Source organism: Pseudomonas sp. SK2 (assembly GCF_016772395.1).
Lineage (GTDB): Bacteria > Pseudomonadota > Gammaproteobacteria > Pseudomonadales > Pseudomonadaceae > Aquipseudomonas > Aquipseudomonas taiwanensis.
The window spans coordinates 2,002,510-2,018,465 of record NZ_CP061944.1 but is presented as its reverse complement, the minus strand read 5'-3'; the positions used below and the strand labels follow the sequence as shown (position 1 = coordinate 2,018,465).

10 protein-coding genes, 2 tRNA genes, 3 rRNA genes and 1 pseudogene are annotated in these 15,956 nt (G+C 57.5%); 4 read left to right on the top strand and 12 right to left on the bottom strand.

From position 1 onward, the window contains the following. Positions 1 to 192 precede the first annotated feature (192 nt). Together speB and IF103_RS08950 are read right to left on the bottom strand one after the other, a co-directional pair. Positions 193 to 1,167 (bottom strand): agmatinase, encoded by a 975-nt coding sequence (gene speB / locus IF103_RS08955; RefSeq protein ID WP_027907813.1) that lies wholly within the window; start codon positions 1,165 to 1,167, stop codon positions 193 to 195. A gap of 25 nt (positions 1,168 to 1,192) precedes the next feature. Further along, positions 1,193 to 2,272: an extracellular solute-binding protein gene (locus IF103_RS08950; protein ID WP_023379788.1), complete on the bottom strand. Its 1,080-nt coding sequence runs from the start codon at positions 2,270 to 2,272 to the stop codon at positions 1,193 to 1,195. A gap of 101 nt (positions 2,273 to 2,373) precedes the next feature. On the opposite strand from IF103_RS08950, the gene IF103_RS08945 reads away from it, so the two are divergent. Beyond that, entirely contained in the window at positions 2,374 to 3,267 is an 894-nt protein-coding gene (locus IF103_RS08945) for a LysR family transcriptional regulator (protein WP_104882674.1), read from the top strand. An 81-nt stretch (positions 3,268 to 3,348) separates the two neighbouring features. On the opposite strand, the gene IF103_RS08940 is transcribed toward IF103_RS08945, so the two are convergent. The 3 genes and pseudogenes from IF103_RS08940 to IF103_RS08930 all read right to left on the bottom strand — a co-directional run. Then, a complete protein-coding gene (locus IF103_RS08940) occupies positions 3,349 to 5,784 on the bottom strand; it encodes a TonB-dependent receptor (protein WP_023379786.1) in 2,436 nt (811 codons plus the stop codon). 122 nt (positions 5,785 to 5,906) lie between these two features. Beyond that, positions 5,907 to 6,779, bottom strand: coding sequence for a FecR family protein (locus tag IF103_RS08935; RefSeq protein ID WP_252189432.1), 873 nt, complete (start codon positions 6,777 to 6,779; stop codon positions 5,907 to 5,909). A 4-nt stretch (positions 6,780 to 6,783) separates the two neighbouring features. Then, positions 6,784 to 7,290: pseudogene (locus IF103_RS08930) on the bottom strand (RNA polymerase sigma factor); the annotation flags it as partial. A gap of 135 nt (positions 7,291 to 7,425) precedes the next feature. On the opposite strand from IF103_RS08930, the gene IF103_RS08925 reads away from it, so the two are divergent. Then, complete coding sequence (locus IF103_RS08925; protein ID WP_023379785.1) at positions 7,426 to 7,914, top strand: LEA/WHy family protein; 489 nt, start codon at positions 7,426 to 7,428, stop codon at positions 7,912 to 7,914. Between the two features lie 18 nt (positions 7,915 to 7,932). Here IF103_RS08925 and IF103_RS08920 read toward each other — a convergent pair whose 3' ends face one another. Continuing rightward, a complete protein-coding gene (locus IF103_RS08920) occupies positions 7,933 to 8,196 on the bottom strand; it encodes a hypothetical protein (protein WP_023379784.1) in 264 nt (87 codons plus the stop codon). A 127-nt stretch (positions 8,197 to 8,323) separates the two neighbouring features. On the opposite strand from IF103_RS08920, the gene IF103_RS08915 reads away from it, so the two are divergent. Next, positions 8,324 to 8,644: an ElaB/YgaM/YqjD family protein gene (locus IF103_RS08915; RefSeq protein ID WP_027907811.1), complete on the top strand. Its 321-nt coding sequence runs from the start codon at positions 8,324 to 8,326 to the stop codon at positions 8,642 to 8,644. A gap of 6 nt (positions 8,645 to 8,650) precedes the next feature. Here IF103_RS08915 and IF103_RS08910 read toward each other — a convergent pair whose 3' ends face one another. Beyond that, positions 8,651 to 9,268: a MiaE family protein gene (locus IF103_RS08910; RefSeq protein ID WP_023379782.1), complete on the bottom strand. Its 618-nt coding sequence runs from the start codon at positions 9,266 to 9,268 to the stop codon at positions 8,651 to 8,653. Between the two features lie 154 nt (positions 9,269 to 9,422). On the opposite strand from IF103_RS08910, the gene IF103_RS08905 reads away from it, so the two are divergent. Next, on the top strand, positions 9,423 to 10,286 hold the full coding sequence (locus tag IF103_RS08905; RefSeq protein ID WP_023379781.1) for a universal stress protein: 864 nt from the start codon (positions 9,423 to 9,425) through the stop codon (positions 10,284 to 10,286). Positions 10,287 to 10,356: 70 nt separating this feature from the next. Here the strand turns inward: IF103_RS08905 and rrf are convergent. The 5 genes from rrf to IF103_RS08880 form a co-directional block, all read right to left on the bottom strand. Then, positions 10,357 to 10,472: ribosomal RNA gene (rrf, locus tag IF103_RS08900) — 5S ribosomal RNA — on the bottom strand. Positions 10,473 to 10,602: 130 nt separating this feature from the next. Further along, a 23S ribosomal RNA gene (locus tag IF103_RS08895) occupies positions 10,603 to 13,494 on the bottom strand. 233 nt (positions 13,495 to 13,727) lie between these two features. Then, positions 13,728 to 13,803: transfer RNA gene (locus IF103_RS08890), tRNA-Ala, on the bottom strand. A gap of 6 nt (positions 13,804 to 13,809) precedes the next feature. Continuing rightward, positions 13,810 to 13,886 (bottom strand) — tRNA-Ile (locus IF103_RS08885). A gap of 77 nt (positions 13,887 to 13,963) precedes the next feature. Further along, positions 13,964 to 15,500 (bottom strand): 16S ribosomal RNA (locus IF103_RS08880). Together the 16S, 23S and 5S rRNA genes with 2 tRNA genes alongside form the textbook arrangement of a ribosomal RNA operon. Positions 15,501 to 15,956 lie beyond the last annotated feature (456 nt).

Here is a 15,956-nt window from a genome sequence, read left to right as displayed (position 1 = left end):
ACCTCCTGTACGAAAATGACGCGCCTCGAAGGTTGGATAGCCTAAGGCGCAAGGGGTTCGCGGCAAAAGTGTGAAAGCGGATGGAGTTGATTCGTGATGTTTCAGTATGGGCCTTTGGCGGCGCTGTACCTGACCGTTGCGACGCAAGGCCATCGGTCCTTTCCGATGGCCTGGTCGCCGGCCAGCCGACGCCTACAGACCCCGTGATGTGTCGGTGAGTTTGTGTCGCGCCGCATACAGGCAGAGCATTTCCATGGCCAGGGTTGCCCCCGCCAGGGCAGTGATATCGGCATGATCATAAGCCGGCGCCACCTCCACCAGGTCCATGCCCACCAGGTTGATGCCACGCAATCCACCCAGAATCTCGAGGGCCTGTACGGTGCTAAGGCCACCGCATACCGGGGTCCCCGTGCCTGGGGCGAAAGCTGGGTCGAGGCAGTCGATATCGAAAGTCAGGTATACCGGCCGATCACCGACTCGCTGGCGGATCGCTTCGATAACCGCCTCCGTGCCCAGGCGATGGACCTGGCGGGCATCGAGGATGGCAAAGCCCTGGCTGTCGTCATTGGTGGTGCGCAGGCCGATCTGCACGGAATGCGTTGGATCGACCAAGCCTTCGCGCGCAGCGTGCCAGAACATGGTGCCATGATCGATGCGCTTGCCATCTTCGTCGGGCCAGGTGTCGCTGTGTGCATCGAAGTGAATCAGCGCCAGCGGCCCGTGGCGCCGGGCATGGGCCTTGAGCAGCGGGTAGCTGATGAAGTGGTCGCCGCCCAGGGTCAACATGGCACACCCTGCTTCGAGTATCCGATTGGCATGGGCCTCTATGCTTTCCGGCACCGACTGTGGCGTCCCACTGTCGAACGCACAGTCGCCATAGTCGATGACCGCCAGGTGGTCGAAGGGATCGAACGCCCAGGGCCAGTGCCGTGCCCAGGCTTGCTGCACCGAAGCGGCACGAATCGCTCGCGGCCCGAAACGTGCGCCTGGGCGGTTGCTGGTGGCGGTGTCGAAAGGCACCCCGCTCACCACTACATCCACCCCACGCAAATCGCGGCTGTAGCGGCGCCGGGAGAAACTGGTAATGCCTGCGTAGGTGCTTTCAGCAGCAGTGCCGTACAAGCTGTCGCGGGTCATGGCCTGGTCATTGTTGGCGGCTTGGTCCACGGTGTCGCTCCTATGTCGTTATCGATTACTGCCCGCTGCGAAATGCCGTCCACAAGCGGTTGCGCTGGCGCAGGTCGGACAATGCCATGCTGCGGTCGGCGTACAGACGCTCACGCACCGCGGCAGGTGGATAGATATCCGGGTCGTTACGTACCGCGTCGTCCACCAAGGGGGTGGCGGCCTGGTTGGCGTTGGCGAAAAACAGCGTATTGGTCAGCGCGGCTACCGATTCTGGCTTGAGCATGAAGGCGATGAACGCCCGGGCAGCCTCCGGATGCGGGGCATCCTTGGGAATGACCAGGTTGTCCTGCCACACCAGGGTGCCTTCCCGCGGAATGCGGTAGATGAGCTGGAATGGCTTGCCGGCCTTGCGCGCCTGGTCGGCCGCCATGGCGGCGTCGCCGTTGTAGGTCAATGCCAGGCACACGCTGCCGTTGGCCAGGTCGTTGATCTGGCGGCCGTTGGCGACGTAGCTGATCGACGGCTGCAGTTGGTCCAGCAACTGGCGGGCGGCGGCAAGCGCGTTCTTGTCCTGGCTGTACGGGTCTTTACCGAGGTAGTTAAGGGCCAGGCCGATGACCTCCTGGGGTGAGTCGGGCATGGCGATCCCGCATGATTTGAGTCGGCTGGCGTACTCGGGCTTGAACAGCAGGTCGAGGCTGTCCAGCGGCACGTCACCCAATCGCTCGCGCACCGCTTCGACATTCACCCCCAGGCCCAATGTGCCCCAGGTGTAGGGCACTGCGTAACGGTTACCGGGGTCGGCCTCGGCCAGTTTTGCCAGCAGGTCCTTGTCGAGATTGGCATAGCCAGGCATTGCCTGTGCGTTCAAGGGTTGTAACGCACTGGCCTTCAGCGCACGCGCCAGCACCGTGGAAGATGGCACCACCACATCGTAGCCGCTCCCCCCCGTCAACAGCTTGGTTTCCAGCACTTCGGTGGTGTCGAAGGTGTCGTAGCGGACCTTGTAGCCGGTCTCGCGCTCGAAGCGCTCAAGGGTTTGCGGCGCGACATAGTCCGCCCAGCTGTAAAGGTTCACGACCTTCTCTTCTGCCTGCAGCGGCAAGGCCAGTACCAGGGACAACAGACACAACGATCGACGCATGACGAACACCTCGGCAAATGGGTGGATGCCGCCAGCATGCCAGCCGAGTTACATTGCAGGAATGGCAAGTTTGTAAAGCTGACATTCATCAGGAGCAATGTATGCTTGGCCAAGTGCAAGACCCCGACCTGCACCTGCTGCGGCTGTTCGTCACTGTAGTAGAGGCCGGTGGTTTCAGTGCCGCCCAGGGCGTACTTGGGCTCAGCCAACCCACCATCAGCCAGCGCATGGCGCAGCTGGAAACCCGCCTGGGCTATCGCCTGTGCAACCGTGGCAAGGGTGGCTTCCGACTGACTGAAAAAGGCCAGTTATTGCTGGATGCTGCCCGCGAATTGTTGCTGAACATCGAGCACTTTCGTCAGCAGGCCAATGGCGTTGGCGGAAGGCTGCTGGGGACTGTACGGCTGGGTTTGGCAGAGGGCCAGGACACGTCGGTGAGCCTGCGCATCGCCAACGCGATATCGCGCTTTCGTGAGCGGGACGAATCCGTCCAGTTGCAATTGATCAGCGCACCACCGGCAGAGTTGGAACGACTGTTGCTGGAGCAGCGGCTGGATTACGCCATCAGCTACTTCTCCGGTAACCAGGCAGCGTTCGATTACCAACCGTTGTTCGAAGAGCGCCAGCGCTTGTACTGCGGCAAGGGCCACGCGCTGTTCGCGGTGCCGCACGTCGAGCACGGACAGTTGCTCGAAGCGGACCAGGTTCGTCACCCGTATCGCTTTCTCAAATCAGGCGAGCCGTTTCAAAGCCACCGAAGCATGGCGGTGGCGGAGCAGACCGAAAGTGTACTGGCATTCATCCTGTCGGGCCGACATATCGGTTACCTACCGTGCCATTACGCAGCACCTTGGGAGGCGCAAGGTCTGCTGCGAGCGCTGGATCCGGCGCTGGATTTCCTTGTGCCGTTCACTTTGGCCTGGCATCGAGTGCAGGCCTGCGGGGAGGCGCAGGGCGCATTCGTGGAGGATCTGCAAGGGGCGTTCGTCTCATGAAACGATCAGTCGGCGCCTACAGGGCGCGTAAAGCACCTGTAGGCGCCGGCCGGCGATCCGGCCAGCACGCGCAAGCACCGGTTAGTAGGCCATGCTCCAGGTCAGGGTGTAGGTCCGGCCCCGTCCTTGGTAGTCATACAGGTAAGCTGGCCCATAAGTTGGTGAGTAGAACAATGTCGCTCGCTGCCCCCAGACCGTACTGTACTGCTTGTCCAGAAGGTTCTGGATACCCGCGCTGAAGGTGCCGAAACCGGTGTCCTGGCTGGCCAGCAGGTCGAAGGTCGTATACCCGTCGATCTCGTGGTCAGCGTCATCCTTCAAGCTGAATGCATGGTTGGCCTGCAGGCGTGCGCTACGGCCGTCACCTTTCCAGCCAACGAACGCAGTGGATTTGGACAACGATGCATATCGAGCGTCGCGCTTGTCCCAGCCGCCATTGGCGTCTTCTTCCTCGGAGCGGGTGAGGTGCAGGGTGCCGCCCGCCTCCCAACCGCTCTGAAAGTGCCGGGTCAACGCCCCTTCAAAGCCAAAGTCTCGGCTCTTCTGGTCTTCCACATCGATGGTCAGCGTCTGCGAGTCGACGTTGATGATCTTGTCCGACCAGATGTAGTACAGCGCTGCCTGGGCATCCCAATCCAGATCGGCGTAGCGCCAGCCGAGCTCGACCTGACGACTCTTGATACCCGCCAGCGGGTTGTCGGCCACGCTCAGGCCTTGCTTGCCGTAGTATTTGGCAGGGTCTGGCAGGTCGAAACCTTCACCGTAGTTGGTCCAAACCTGGTGGCCATTCTTGAAATCGTAGATGGCTCCCATGTTGTAAAGATTGACCTGGTAGTCATTGCTGCCGCCCGGCACGCCCTTGAAATCGCTGACATCCACGTCCATCTGCTGGCGTCGTGCGCCTGTGGACAGGGTCAGGTTATCGGTCGCATGCCAATCGAGCTGGGCGTAAACGGACACACCGTCGACCCGGTAGCTGGGGTAACGGTCCGCCTTGCTGGCTTTGTCCAGGTCCAGGCCACCGCTTTCAGACGAGGTCAGTGCATCGAAGGTGGTCTGCTGGGCATTGAAGCGCTCTCGGTCAAGGTCTACCCCGTAAGTGAGCTTGAGCGTGTCCCACTGCTTGGCGAACAACCCTTTGAGGCTGGTGACCTCGAAATTCTGCTGCGACGCGGCGAAGTACACGCCGCGCGAGCCGGTGGGAGTGGCGCGGTTGTAGTAAGGGAACGGATAGAAATTGTCGTCCTCCTTGCGATACGAAGCTTGCAGGTAGAAGTCCTGGCCTAGCACATCGGTGTGGTGGTAGTTGGCATTGAGTAGCAGACGCCGGGTGCGAGGTTCCAGGTCAGAGGAATAACCACCGCGCAGCTCGGCGTCTTCTAGGTCTGACGGTGCGTTGTAGTTGAGGTTGGGGAAGTAGATGCCGGTGCTGCCGTGGTTACCGGAATCGTAGTACTGGGCCAACAGGTCGAGGCTCTGCTCGTCGCTCAAGGTGAGCCCCAGGGTGCCGAGCACATCGAGGGTGCGGTTGTACTGCAAGTCGGTCTGAGTGTTGTCGATGAAAATCTGGTCGCCCGCACCGTCATAGAACGCCTCGTTCTGTTCGCCGGAAACTCCCAGGCGAGCCTTAACCCGCTCATTGCCGCCGCTGACCGACTGAGCGAAACGAGTGGCCAGGTCGTCGCTGTTGTTGAAGCCGCTGCTGGCGCCAAACTGAGTCTCGAAACGTGCAGGCCCCGGCTCGCCCTTCTTGGTCACGATGTTGATGATGCCGCCGGTGGCACCACCGCCATAGATGGCGCTGGCGCCGGACAACACTTCCACGCGCTCGACGTTGAACGGCGAGATGCTATCGAACTGGCGCGACAAACCGCGCGAACTGTTCTGGCTGACACCGTCGATCATCACCAACACGTTGCGCCCGCGCATGTTCTGGCCGTAGTTGGTGCGGCCTTCAGGGGCCAGGTCCAGGCCAGGCACCAACTTGCCGATGGCCTCCTTGAGACTGACGCCGCTGTCGATCTGCTCGCGCAGCTGCTGTTGGTCAACGACCCAGACCGTACCAGGAATTTCACTGATGGCAGTGCTGGTACGCGACGCCACGCTCACTTCGATGGGCTTGAGATTGATCGCCTGCGGCGCACCTTCGGCCCTGCGCAGGGTTACGGTGCGGACGTCGCTGAACTGCCAGGCCATGTCGCTTCCGGCCAGCAGCTGTTGCAATGCCTGCTCGATGCTGTAGCTACCCTGCAGTGCCGGGCTGGTGAGCCCTGCGACGTCGCTGGTGGTGTACAGCAGGTGCAAACCCGCCTGGTCGGCAAACGCGGTCAGGGCCTGGTCGAGGGCCTGCGCAGGGAGATCGAGCTGTACCTGTCGAGCTTCGACCCGGGCTTGATCGCGAGCGGAGTCGGCCCAGACCTGCAACGGGCTGGCAAGCATGGCCAGGGCGGTGCAGGACAGCAAGGCATGATGGAACCGACCGCCGCGGCGGTGCAAAGGCTTGAGCGTGAGTGTCACGAATAAGCTTCCAGACAAGTCGTAAATGAGAATGGGTTGCTGATCAGTCCCACTACGACGATCTGGCCTGCATGAACTTGCAGTGCTGAATGAAAAAAATTTCGATTATTTTTTCTGACGACTCAATGCACTACAGCCAGCCATGGCAGATAGGTGACCTTCAGGCCGTAACGCTGCTCGAGTGTGCGCAACAAAGCGTGAGGCTTGTCAAGATCGAAAACGCCACTGACTTGCAGTGTGGCCAGCTGGCTGTCCGACAACAGGATGCGACCCTGCTGGTAACGCTCAAGCTCTGCCAGCACCTGGCCCAATGGCTTGCCATTGAAAATCAGCTTGCCGCGCTGCCAGGCTGTCTGCGCGCTGGCGTCTGCCGATACCGGCACGAGCTGCCCCGCTACCCTTGCCTCACCTTCGGCCAGCACCACCCGGCCGTCGCTGCGCACGCTGAACACGGCGGTGTCGCCCCGCACGGTCTCATCGCCAGTATCGACAACAAAGGGGCGCACATCGTTGACCGTTTCGAACAACGCCTCGCCGGCCCGCAACACGACCCTGCGCTCATGATCGGTAAAGGCCACGGTCAAGGCGCTGGCACTGTTGAGCACCACCCGCGAGCCATCGGCCAGGGTAATGCTCTGCCGCTGCCCCACGCCTGTGTGATAGTCCGCCAGCCAGACCGGGGCCTGCTGCCAACCGCTGTAGCCCGCCACCAACAGCACCACTGATGCGGCGATGCCAGCAAACCAGTGGCGCTTGCGCGGTGCCAGCGACGCAATGAACGATGCGGCAGCGGAAGTGCCGCCGATATCCTCCCAGAGCGCTTGGGCCTCCCGCGCCGCCTCGGCATGGGCCGCGCTGAGCTGGCACCAGTGTTGATAGCGTGCGTGGTCTGCCGCACTGGCGTTGCCAGAATGCAGCAGCACCTGCCAGTCAAGGGCGTCGTTGGACAGGTCGCTGGTCGGTGGAGGCGCGGGCATGGCAAGGGCATCAGTCATGGTTGTGTTTGACCCAGTCACGGCAGTGGCGCAGGGCTTGGCCGATGTATTTTGCCACCATGCTCTCGGAAACGCCCAGCCGCTGTGCAATTTGCGCCTGGGTCAGGCCTTCGACGCGGTTGAGCAACAGGGCTTCGCGGGGTTTGCTGGGCAATTGCAGCAGCGCTTGGTCGAGTATCTGCAAACGCTCGCGGGCAAGCAGCGCCGCTTCCGGCGCGGGGGCCGGACAGGCAATCTCTCCCGCACCGTCACTGTCATCGTGGCGGGACGCGATACGCTGCTCACGACGCAGGGCATCGATCGCCAGATTGCCGGCCACGCGAAAGATGTAACTGCGCGCATGCAGAACCGGTATCGCCTGCTGATCGACCTGTACGAGCTTCAGATAGGTCTCCTGCGCCACATCGGCGGCCCGCTGCCGGTCGTTCATACGCCGGGTGAGAAACTGCAGCAGGTCGTCGTAGTGCTCCTGGAAACTTGCCAGCAGACCAGACACGGGAGACGTCAGCATTGAGTGAGAAGCAGCCAGTAAGAGAGATTATCGGGCGTTAATGAGAAACAGTATCTTTCATAAGGCCCGAGACTTTCAACGTCCTCGTGCATTTGCCACACTGCATGCTGATTTTCTAACGAAAAGGCCACCTCTATGCGTGACCGTCTTGTGCGCTGCGCCCGTTATGCACTGATGCTATTGATGGCGCTTGGGCTCGGTGCCTGTGCGCTGTTCCAGGCGCGCGACCCACTGAACATCAGCGTCATCGGCATCGAGCCTTTGCCAGGACAAGAACTGGAGATGCGCATGGCAGTGAAGATGCGCGTGCAGAACCCTAATGATGCATCGGTCGATTACGACGGTGTCGCACTCAATCTGGAAGTGAATGGCCAGCCACTGGCGGCCGGCGTCAGCGACCAGAAGGGGCACATCGGCCGATACGACGAAGCGGTGATCGTGGTGCCGGTCAGCATCACTGCGTTCTCCTTCCTGCGCCAGGCCTATGGGCTGCGCAAGCTGGACTCACTGCAAGGCCTGCCCTATGTGTTGCGCGGAAAACTGGCGGGAGGGTTGTTTGGCACGGTGCGTTTCACCGACCAGGGCAAGCTTGACCTGCCTCAGGGTGGCAGCCTTTATCGTTGAGTGCAGGATATCAGGCGCTCAACGATTGGCGCTGGCGGCGGCCATCAGCTTGTTGACCTCGCTGCGCACCATGTTTGCGTATTCCGGTGGCGACATGCTGTCAAGCTCGGCACGTACCCACTCGGCCCATTTGCCTTTGCGCCGGGGCTTTTCGGCAATCAGCCGCGCGGCCTCGCCCTTGGCTTTGCCGAGGTTGTTCTGCCACAGTTCGAACAAGCGGGCCTTTTCTGCCTCGATCTGCGCCCGTTCCTCGAAGCTCTTGTTGGCCAGATTGAAACTCATGGGGATACCTGCATGTGAAAAATGGTCGCTATCTTACACTGTAGGGGCGAATGATCGGTAAGCCGGCGCAACTTTCCCGCCGCACCGGCATCCATTATTCAACTCACCCATCGACGAGGATGTGTTCATGGCCCGGAAAACCGCCCTGATTACCGAAAGCGAACAAATCAAGGACCAAGTGTTCAGCGAGCTGCAGGCATTGATCGAAGAGTCAGAGAAGCTCCTCAACGACAGCGCCTCCCTGGTAGGCGAAGAGGCAGAAACCCTGCGCGCCCAAGTCAGCCTCAAATTGCGCCAGGCCCGTGAGTCTGCCAACCGGGTACGTGCCAAGGCCCAACCCGTGATGGATGCCACCCAGGACTACATTGGCGGGCATCCTTGGCAAACCGTTGCCATTTCCGCGGGCTTTGGCTTGGTCATCGGGTTGTTGCTGGGGCGGCGTTCTTGAAGTGGATCAGGCAGCCTGCGCCATGGGGATACCGCTGTGAAAGCGCAATTCCTGATCGGGTGAACTGATCAGTTCGACCTCTGCCTCGCGCACCAGCTCCACACGCTTGGCAATATCCGCCTCAGCACCGTACTGGTGTGCAAGCTTCAGGTAACCCTGATAATGGCGCGCCTCGCTTTTCAGCAGCCCGTGATAGAAGGTGCCGAGCTCTTCATCCAGGTGCGGCACCAAGGCTGCGAAGCGCTCGCAACTACGCGCCTCGATAAAGGCCCCGACAACCAGTGTGTCGACCAGTTTGACCGGCTCGTGGGCCCGTACCAGACGGCGCAGACCCGACGCATAACGCCCGGCGGAAACCGGCCGCAATGGCACACCACGACGCTTCATCAGACGCAGCACCTGTTCATGATGCACCAACTCTTCACGGGCCAGGCGCGACATCATGTTGATCAGGTCCAGGTGCGTGTTGTACTTGGCGATCAGACTCAGCGCGGTGCTGGCAGCCTTGAACTCGCAATTCTTGTGGTCGATCAGCAAGGTTTCCTGATCCGACAGCGCCGCCTCGATCCAAGCGTCTGGGGTGGGACAGCCGAGGAAAGCGTCGATTTCGGGGATCAGGGACATAAGCACACAACCACACAGGACAGGCAGGACCAGGAATTATACCGGCGGCGTCGGCCAACGCCAGTGGCTATGCTTGATGTACATCAAACGGCGGCGTGCGCGGCGCGGACTATAGTCAGGCACAGGTCGCCATCTTTGAAGGGAGCTAACGCCCATGCAAGCCGTCCGCAGCATCCTTGTCGTTCTAGACCCTGCGCATGCCCATAGCCGCGCACTGACCCGGGCCAAACTGATCGCAGGTGTGACAGGTGCCCGCCTGCACCTGCTGATGTGTGACAAGAATCGTGAGCACAGTGCCCTTTTGAGTTTGCTGCAAAGCCAGTTGCGCGATGATGGGTATATCAATGTCACCCATGAAGAGGCTTGGCAAGAAAGCCTGCACGAAACCATTATTCGGGTGCAGCAGGCTGAAGGTTGCGAACTGGTGATCAAGGAGCATCGACCGGATAACCCACTGAAAAAGGCGATACTGACACCCAGCGACTGGAAGCTGTTGCGTCAGTGCCCTTGCGCAGTGTTGATGGTCAAGAGCGAGCGGCCCTGGACCGGTGGAGTGATTCTTGCTGCTGTTGATGTCGGCAATCAGGACGAGGACCACCGTCGCCTGCATGCCAGTATCATCGATCACGGTTATGCAATCGCCAGCTTGGCCAAAGGGGAATTGCATGTGATCTGCGCCCATCCCTCCCCCATGCTTTCCGCTTCCGACCCCGCCTTCCAACTCAGCGAAACCATCGAGCAGCGCTATAGGGACGCATGCACAGCTTTCCAAGCCGAGTTCGATATCAGTGATGATCGCCTGCACATCGCAGAAGGCCCGGCGGATGTTCTAATCCCCTTCACGGAGGACAAGTACGACGCTGTCGTGACCATCATGGGTACCGTCGGCCGAACCGGCATAACCGGCGCTTTGATCGGAAACACCGCAGAGGTGGTGCTAGACGCGTTGAAAGGCGATGTATTGGTGCTCAAGAGCGAGGAAGCAACAGCCCACCTGGCGGAACTGGCGAGGGGTTGACACTGCAACCACCGCGCCGGAAAGACAAAACCCCTACCTGCTCACGCAGATAGGGGTTTTGCGAAATGAATCTTGACGATGACCTACTCTCACATGGGGAAACCCCACACTACCATCGGCGATGCATCGTTTCACTGCTGAGTTCGGGATGGGATCAGGTGGTTCCAATGCTCTATGGTCGTCAAGAAATTCTGTTGCCAGAATGTCGTGTAAACACTCTTGGCCAATTCGGATATGTGAATTTGTGGTCTTGCGAACTTTCGGTCGTTTCGTCTTCACCACCGCAATCTGCGTCAGCAAATTGCTTGGGTGTTATATGGTCAAGCCTCACGGGCAATTAGTATTGGTTAGCTCAACGCCTCACAGCGCTTACACACCCAACCTATCAACGTCGTAGTCTTCGACGGCCCTTTAGGGAACTCAAGGTTCCAGTGAGATCTCATCTTGAGGCAAGTTTCCCGCTTAGATGCTTTCAGCGGTTATCTCTTCCGAACATAGCTACCCGGCAATGCCACTGGCGTGACAACCGGAACACCAGAGGTTCGTCCACTCCGGTCCTCTCGTACTAGGAGCAGCCCCTCTCAAATCTCAAACGTCCACGGCAGATAGGGACCGAACTGTCTCACGACGTTCTAAACCCAGCTCGCGTACCACTTTAAATGGCGAACAGCCATACCCTTGGGACCGGCTTCAGCCCCAGGATGTGATGAGCCGACATCGAGGTGCCAAACACCGCCGTCGATATGAACTCTTGGGCGGTATCAGCCTGTTATCCCCGGAGTACCTTTTATCCGTTGAGCGATGGCCCTTCCATACAGAACCACCGGATCACTAAGACCTACTTTCGTACCTGCTCGACGTGTTTGTCTCGCAGTCAAGCGCGCTTTTGCCTTTATACTCTGCGACCGATTTCCGACCGGTCTGAGCGCACCTTCGTACTCCTCCGTTACTCTTTGGGAGGAGACCGCCCCAGTCAAACTACCCACCATACACTGTCCTCGATCCGGATAACGGACCTGAGTTAGAACCTCAAAGTTGCCAGGGTGGTATTTCAAGAATGGCTCCATGAGAACTGGCGTCCCCACTTCAAAGCCTCCCACCTATCCTACACAAGCAAATTCAAAGTCCAGTGCAAAGCTATAGTAAAGGTTCACGGGGTCTTTCCGTCTAGCCGCGGATACACTGCATCTTCACAGCGATTTCAATTTCACTGAGTCTCGGGTGGAGACAGCGCCGCCATCGTTACGCCATTCGTGCAGGTCGGAACTTACCCGACAAGGAATTTCGCTACCTTAGGACCGTTATAGTTACGGCCGCCGTTTACCGGGGCTTCGATCAAGAGCTTCGCTTGCGCTAACCCCATCAATTAACCTTCCGGCACCGGGCAGGCGTCACACCCTATACGTCCACTTTCGTGTTTGCAGAGTGCTGTGTTTTTAATAAACAGTCGCAGCGGCCTGGTATCTTCGACCGACATGGGCTTACGGAGCAAGTCCTTCACCCTCGTCGGCGCACCTTCTCCCGAAGTTACGGTGCCATTTTGCCTAGTTCCTTCACCCGAGTTCTCTCAAGCGCCTTGGTATTCTCTACCCGACCACCTGTGTCGGTTTGGGGTACGGTTCCCAGTTATCTGAAGCTTAGGAGCTTTTCTTGGAAGCATGGCATCAACCACTTCGTCGCCTAGAGGCAACTCGTCATCAGCTCTCGGCCTTGAGATCCCGGATTTGCCTAAGATCTCAGCCTACCACCTTAAACTTGGACAACCAACGCCAAGCTGGCCTAGCCTTCTCCGTCCCTCCATCGCAATAACTGGAAGTACAGGAATATTAACCTGTTTTCCATCGACTACGCTTTTCAGCCTCGCCTTAGGGACCGACTAACCCTGCGTCGATTAACGTTGCGCAGGAAACCTTGGTCTTTCGGCGTGGGAGTTTTTCACTCCCATTGTCGTTACTCATGTCAGCATTCGCACTTCTGATACCTCCAGCAAGCTTCTCAACTCACCTTCACAGGCTTACAGAACGCTCCTCTACCGCGTCATCAAAGATGACACCCGTAGCTTCGGTGCATGGTTTGAGCCCCGTTACATCTTCCGCGCAGGCCGACTCGACTAGTGAGCTATTACGCTTTCTTTAAAGGATGGCTGCTTCTAAGCCAACCTCCTAGCTGTCTAAGCCTTCCCACATCGTTTCCCACTTAACCATGACTTTGGGACCTTAGCTGACGGTCTGGGTTGTTTCCCTTTTCACGACGGACGTTAGCACCCGCCGTGTGTCTCCCATGCTCGGCACTTCCAGGTATTCGGAGTTTGCATCGGTTTGGTAAGTCGGGATGACCCCCTAGCCGAAACAGTGCTCTACCCCCTGGAGTGATACATGAGGCGCTACCTAAATAGCTTTCGAGGAGAACCAGCTATCTCCGAGCTTGATTAGCCTTTCACTCCGATCCACAGGTCATCCGCTAACTTTTCAACGGTAGTCGGTTCGGTCCTCCAGTCAGTGTTACCTAACCTTCAACCTGCCCATGGATAGATCGCCCGGTTTCGGGTCTATACCCAGCGACTAAACGCCCTATTAAGACTCGCTTTCGCTACGCCTCCCCTATTCGGTTAAGCTCGCCACTGAATATAAGTCGCTGACCCATTATACAAAAGGTACGCAGTCACCTAACAAAGTAGGCTCCCACTGCTTGTACGCATACGGTTTCAGGTTCTATTTCACTCCCCTCTCCGGGGTTCTTTTCGCCTTTCCCTCACGGTACTGGTTCACTATCGGTCAGTCAGTAGTATTTAGCCTTGGAGGATGGTCCCCCCATGTTCAGACAAAGTTTCTCGTGCTCCGTCCTACTCGATTTCATTGACAAGAGATTTTCGTGTACGGGGCTATCACCCACTATGGCCGCACTTTCCAGAGCGTTCCACTAATCTCAAATCAACTTAAGGGCTGGTCCCCGTTCGCTCGCCACTACTAAGGGAATCTCGGTTGATTTCTTTTCCTCAGGGTACTTAGATGTTTCAGTTCCCCTGGTTCGCCTCTTGCACCTATGTATTCAGTACAAGATAACCAGCTTGTGCTGGCTGGGTTCCCCCATTCAGAGATCTCTGGATCACAGTCTGTTTGCCGACTCCCCAAAGCTTATCGCAGGCTACCACGTCTTTCATCGCCTCTGACTGCCAAGGCATCCACCGTATGCGCTTCTTCACTTGACCATATAACCCCAAGCAATCTGGTTATACTGTGAAGACGACATTCGCCGAAAATTCGCATGTTGCTCAATTAAGAGCAGAACTCACAAATTTTACCTTAGCCTGACATCACACCAGTGAAAGTGCGTGCCAGTCTATCTATCACATATCCGAATTTTTAAAGAACGATCTGACAAAAGTCAGAAATCAACATTCGATCTGAATGCTCATTTCTAAGTTCTGATCAAGTAAGCGAGTGGTGGAGCCAAGCGGGATCGAACCGCTGACCTCCTGCGTGCAAGGCAGGCGCTCTCCCAGCTGAGCTATGGCCCCGCATATTGGTAGGTCTGGGCAGATTTGAACTGCCGACCTCACCCTTATCAGGGGTGCGCTCTAACCAACTGAGCTACAGACCTATATAGGGTCTTGATCGTCTTCGACAATGAATCAAGCAATTCGTGTGGGAGCTCATCAGCAGGCTGATGTCGTCGATTAAGGAGGTGATCCAGCCGCAGGTTCCCCTACGGCTACCTTGTTACGACTTCACCCCAGTCATGAATCACACCGTGGTAACCGTCCTCCCGAAGGTTAGACTAGCTACTTCTGGTGCAACCCACTCCCATGGTGTGACGGGCGGTGTGTACAAGGCCCGGGAACGTATTCACCGCGACATTCTGATTCGCGATTACTAGCGATTCCGACTTCACGCAGTCGAGTTGCAGACTGCGATCCGGACTACGATCGGTTTTGTGAGATTAGCTCCACCTCGCGGCTTGGCAACCCTCTGTACCGACCATTGTAGCACGTGTGTAGCCCAGGCCGTAAGGGCCATGATGACTTGACGTCATCCCCACCTTCCTCCGGTTTGTCACCGGCAGTCTCCTTAGAGTGCCCACCATAACGTGCTGGTAACTAAGGACAAGGGTTGCGCTCGTTACGGGACTTAACCCAACATCTCACGACACGAGCTGACGACAGCCATGCAGCACCTGTGTCAGAGTTCCCGAAGGCACCAATCCATCTCTGGAAAGTTCTCTGCATGTCAAGGCCTGGTAAGGTTCTTCGCGTTGCTTCGAATTAAACCACATGCTCCACCGCTTGTGCGGGCCCCCGTCAATTCATTTGAGTTTTAACCTTGCGGCCGTACTCCCCAGGCGGTCAACTTAATGCGTTAGCTGCGCCACTAAAATCTCAAGGATTCCAACGGCTAGTTGACATCGTTTACGGCGTGGACTACCAGGGTATCTAATCCTGTTTGCTCCCCACGCTTTCGCACCTCAGTGTCAGTATCAGTCCAGGTGGTCGCCTTCGCCACTGGTGTTCCTTCCTATATCTACGCATTTCACCGCTACACAGGAAATTCCACCACCCTCTACCGTACTCTAGCTCGCCAGTTTTGGATGCAGTTCCCAGGTTGAGCCCGGGGCTTTCACATCCAACTTAACGAACCACCTACGCGCGCTTTACGCCCAGTAATTCCGATTAACGCTTGCACCCTCTGTATTACCGCGGCTGCTGGCACAGAGTTAGCCGGTGCTTATTCTGTCGGTAACGTCAAAACAGCAAGGTATTAGCTTACTGCCCTTCCTCCCAACTTAAAGTGCTTTACAATCCGAAGACCTTCTTCACACACGCGGCATGGCTGGATCAGGCTTTCGCCCATTGTCCAATATTCCCCACTGCTGCCTCCCGTAGGAGTCTGGACCGTGTCTCAGTTCCAGTGTGACTGATCATCCTCTCAGACCAGTTACGGATCGTCGCCTTGGTGAGCCATTACCTCACCAACTAGCTAATCCGACCTAGGCTCATCTGATAGCGCAAGGCCCGAAGGTCCCCTGCTTTCTCCCGTAGGACGTATGCGGTATTAGCGTTCCTTTCGAAACGTTGTCCCCCACTACCAGGCAGATTCCTAGGCATTACTCACCCGTCCGCCGCTGAATCAAGGAGCAAGCTCCCGTCATCCGCTCGACTTGCATGTGTTAGGCCTGCCGCCAGCGTTCAATCTGAGCCATGATCAAACTCTTCAGTTCAATACTGCTTGGGTTTTTAAGAAACCCTAAACTTGGCTCAGCAATCTCAAATGACTATGTGATTTCTCGCATGGCCACTTGTGATGCTGATAATCTTTGTGACTATCAGTCCGTACTCACAAGCACCCACACGAATTGCTTGATTCGATTTGTTAAAGAGCGTTTGGCTAAGAGCGTTTCGTCTCAACCGAGGCGCGCATTCTACGCTTTCCTCATTTGCTGTCAAGCGTTTATTTTGAAGTTTTTTGCGAGAAACTCGTTTAGCTTCAAACACTTGACTCGCTGCGATCTCTCGTAGCGGGAGGCGAATAATACAGCATTTTAAAACGCTGTCAACCTTCTTGCCAACCGCCACCGACTTCGAGATCGAAGCCCTTCCGATACTACCTGAAAATTTAACTCTTTGATTAACAAAGCGTTTCTTTTTCGACCACGTCGGAAGAGGTGCGCATTATA

Coding starts and splice junctions, on each gene's coding strand:
- IF103_RS08950 (WP_023379788.1), bottom strand. CDS start 2,272: ATGCGTCGATCGTTGTGTCTGTTGTCCCTGGTACTGGCCTTGCCGCTG.
- IF103_RS08945 (WP_104882674.1), top strand. CDS start 2,374: ATGCTTGGCCAAGTGCAAGACCCCGACCTGCACCTGCTGCGGCTGTTC.
- IF103_RS08935 (WP_252189432.1), bottom strand. CDS start 6,779: ATGACTGATGCCCTTGCCATGCCCGCGCCTCCACCGACCAGCGACCTG.
- IF103_RS08925 (WP_023379785.1), top strand. CDS start 7,426: ATGCGTGACCGTCTTGTGCGCTGCGCCCGTTATGCACTGATGCTATTG.
- IF103_RS08920 (WP_023379784.1), bottom strand. CDS start 8,196: ATGAGTTTCAATCTGGCCAACAAGAGCTTCGAGGAACGGGCGCAGATC.
- IF103_RS08915 (WP_027907811.1), top strand. CDS start 8,324: ATGGCCCGGAAAACCGCCCTGATTACCGAAAGCGAACAAATCAAGGAC.
- IF103_RS08910 (WP_023379782.1), bottom strand. CDS start 9,268: ATGTCCCTGATCCCCGAAATCGACGCTTTCCTCGGCTGTCCCACCCCA.
- IF103_RS08905 (WP_023379781.1), top strand. CDS start 9,423: ATGCAAGCCGTCCGCAGCATCCTTGTCGTTCTAGACCCTGCGCATGCC.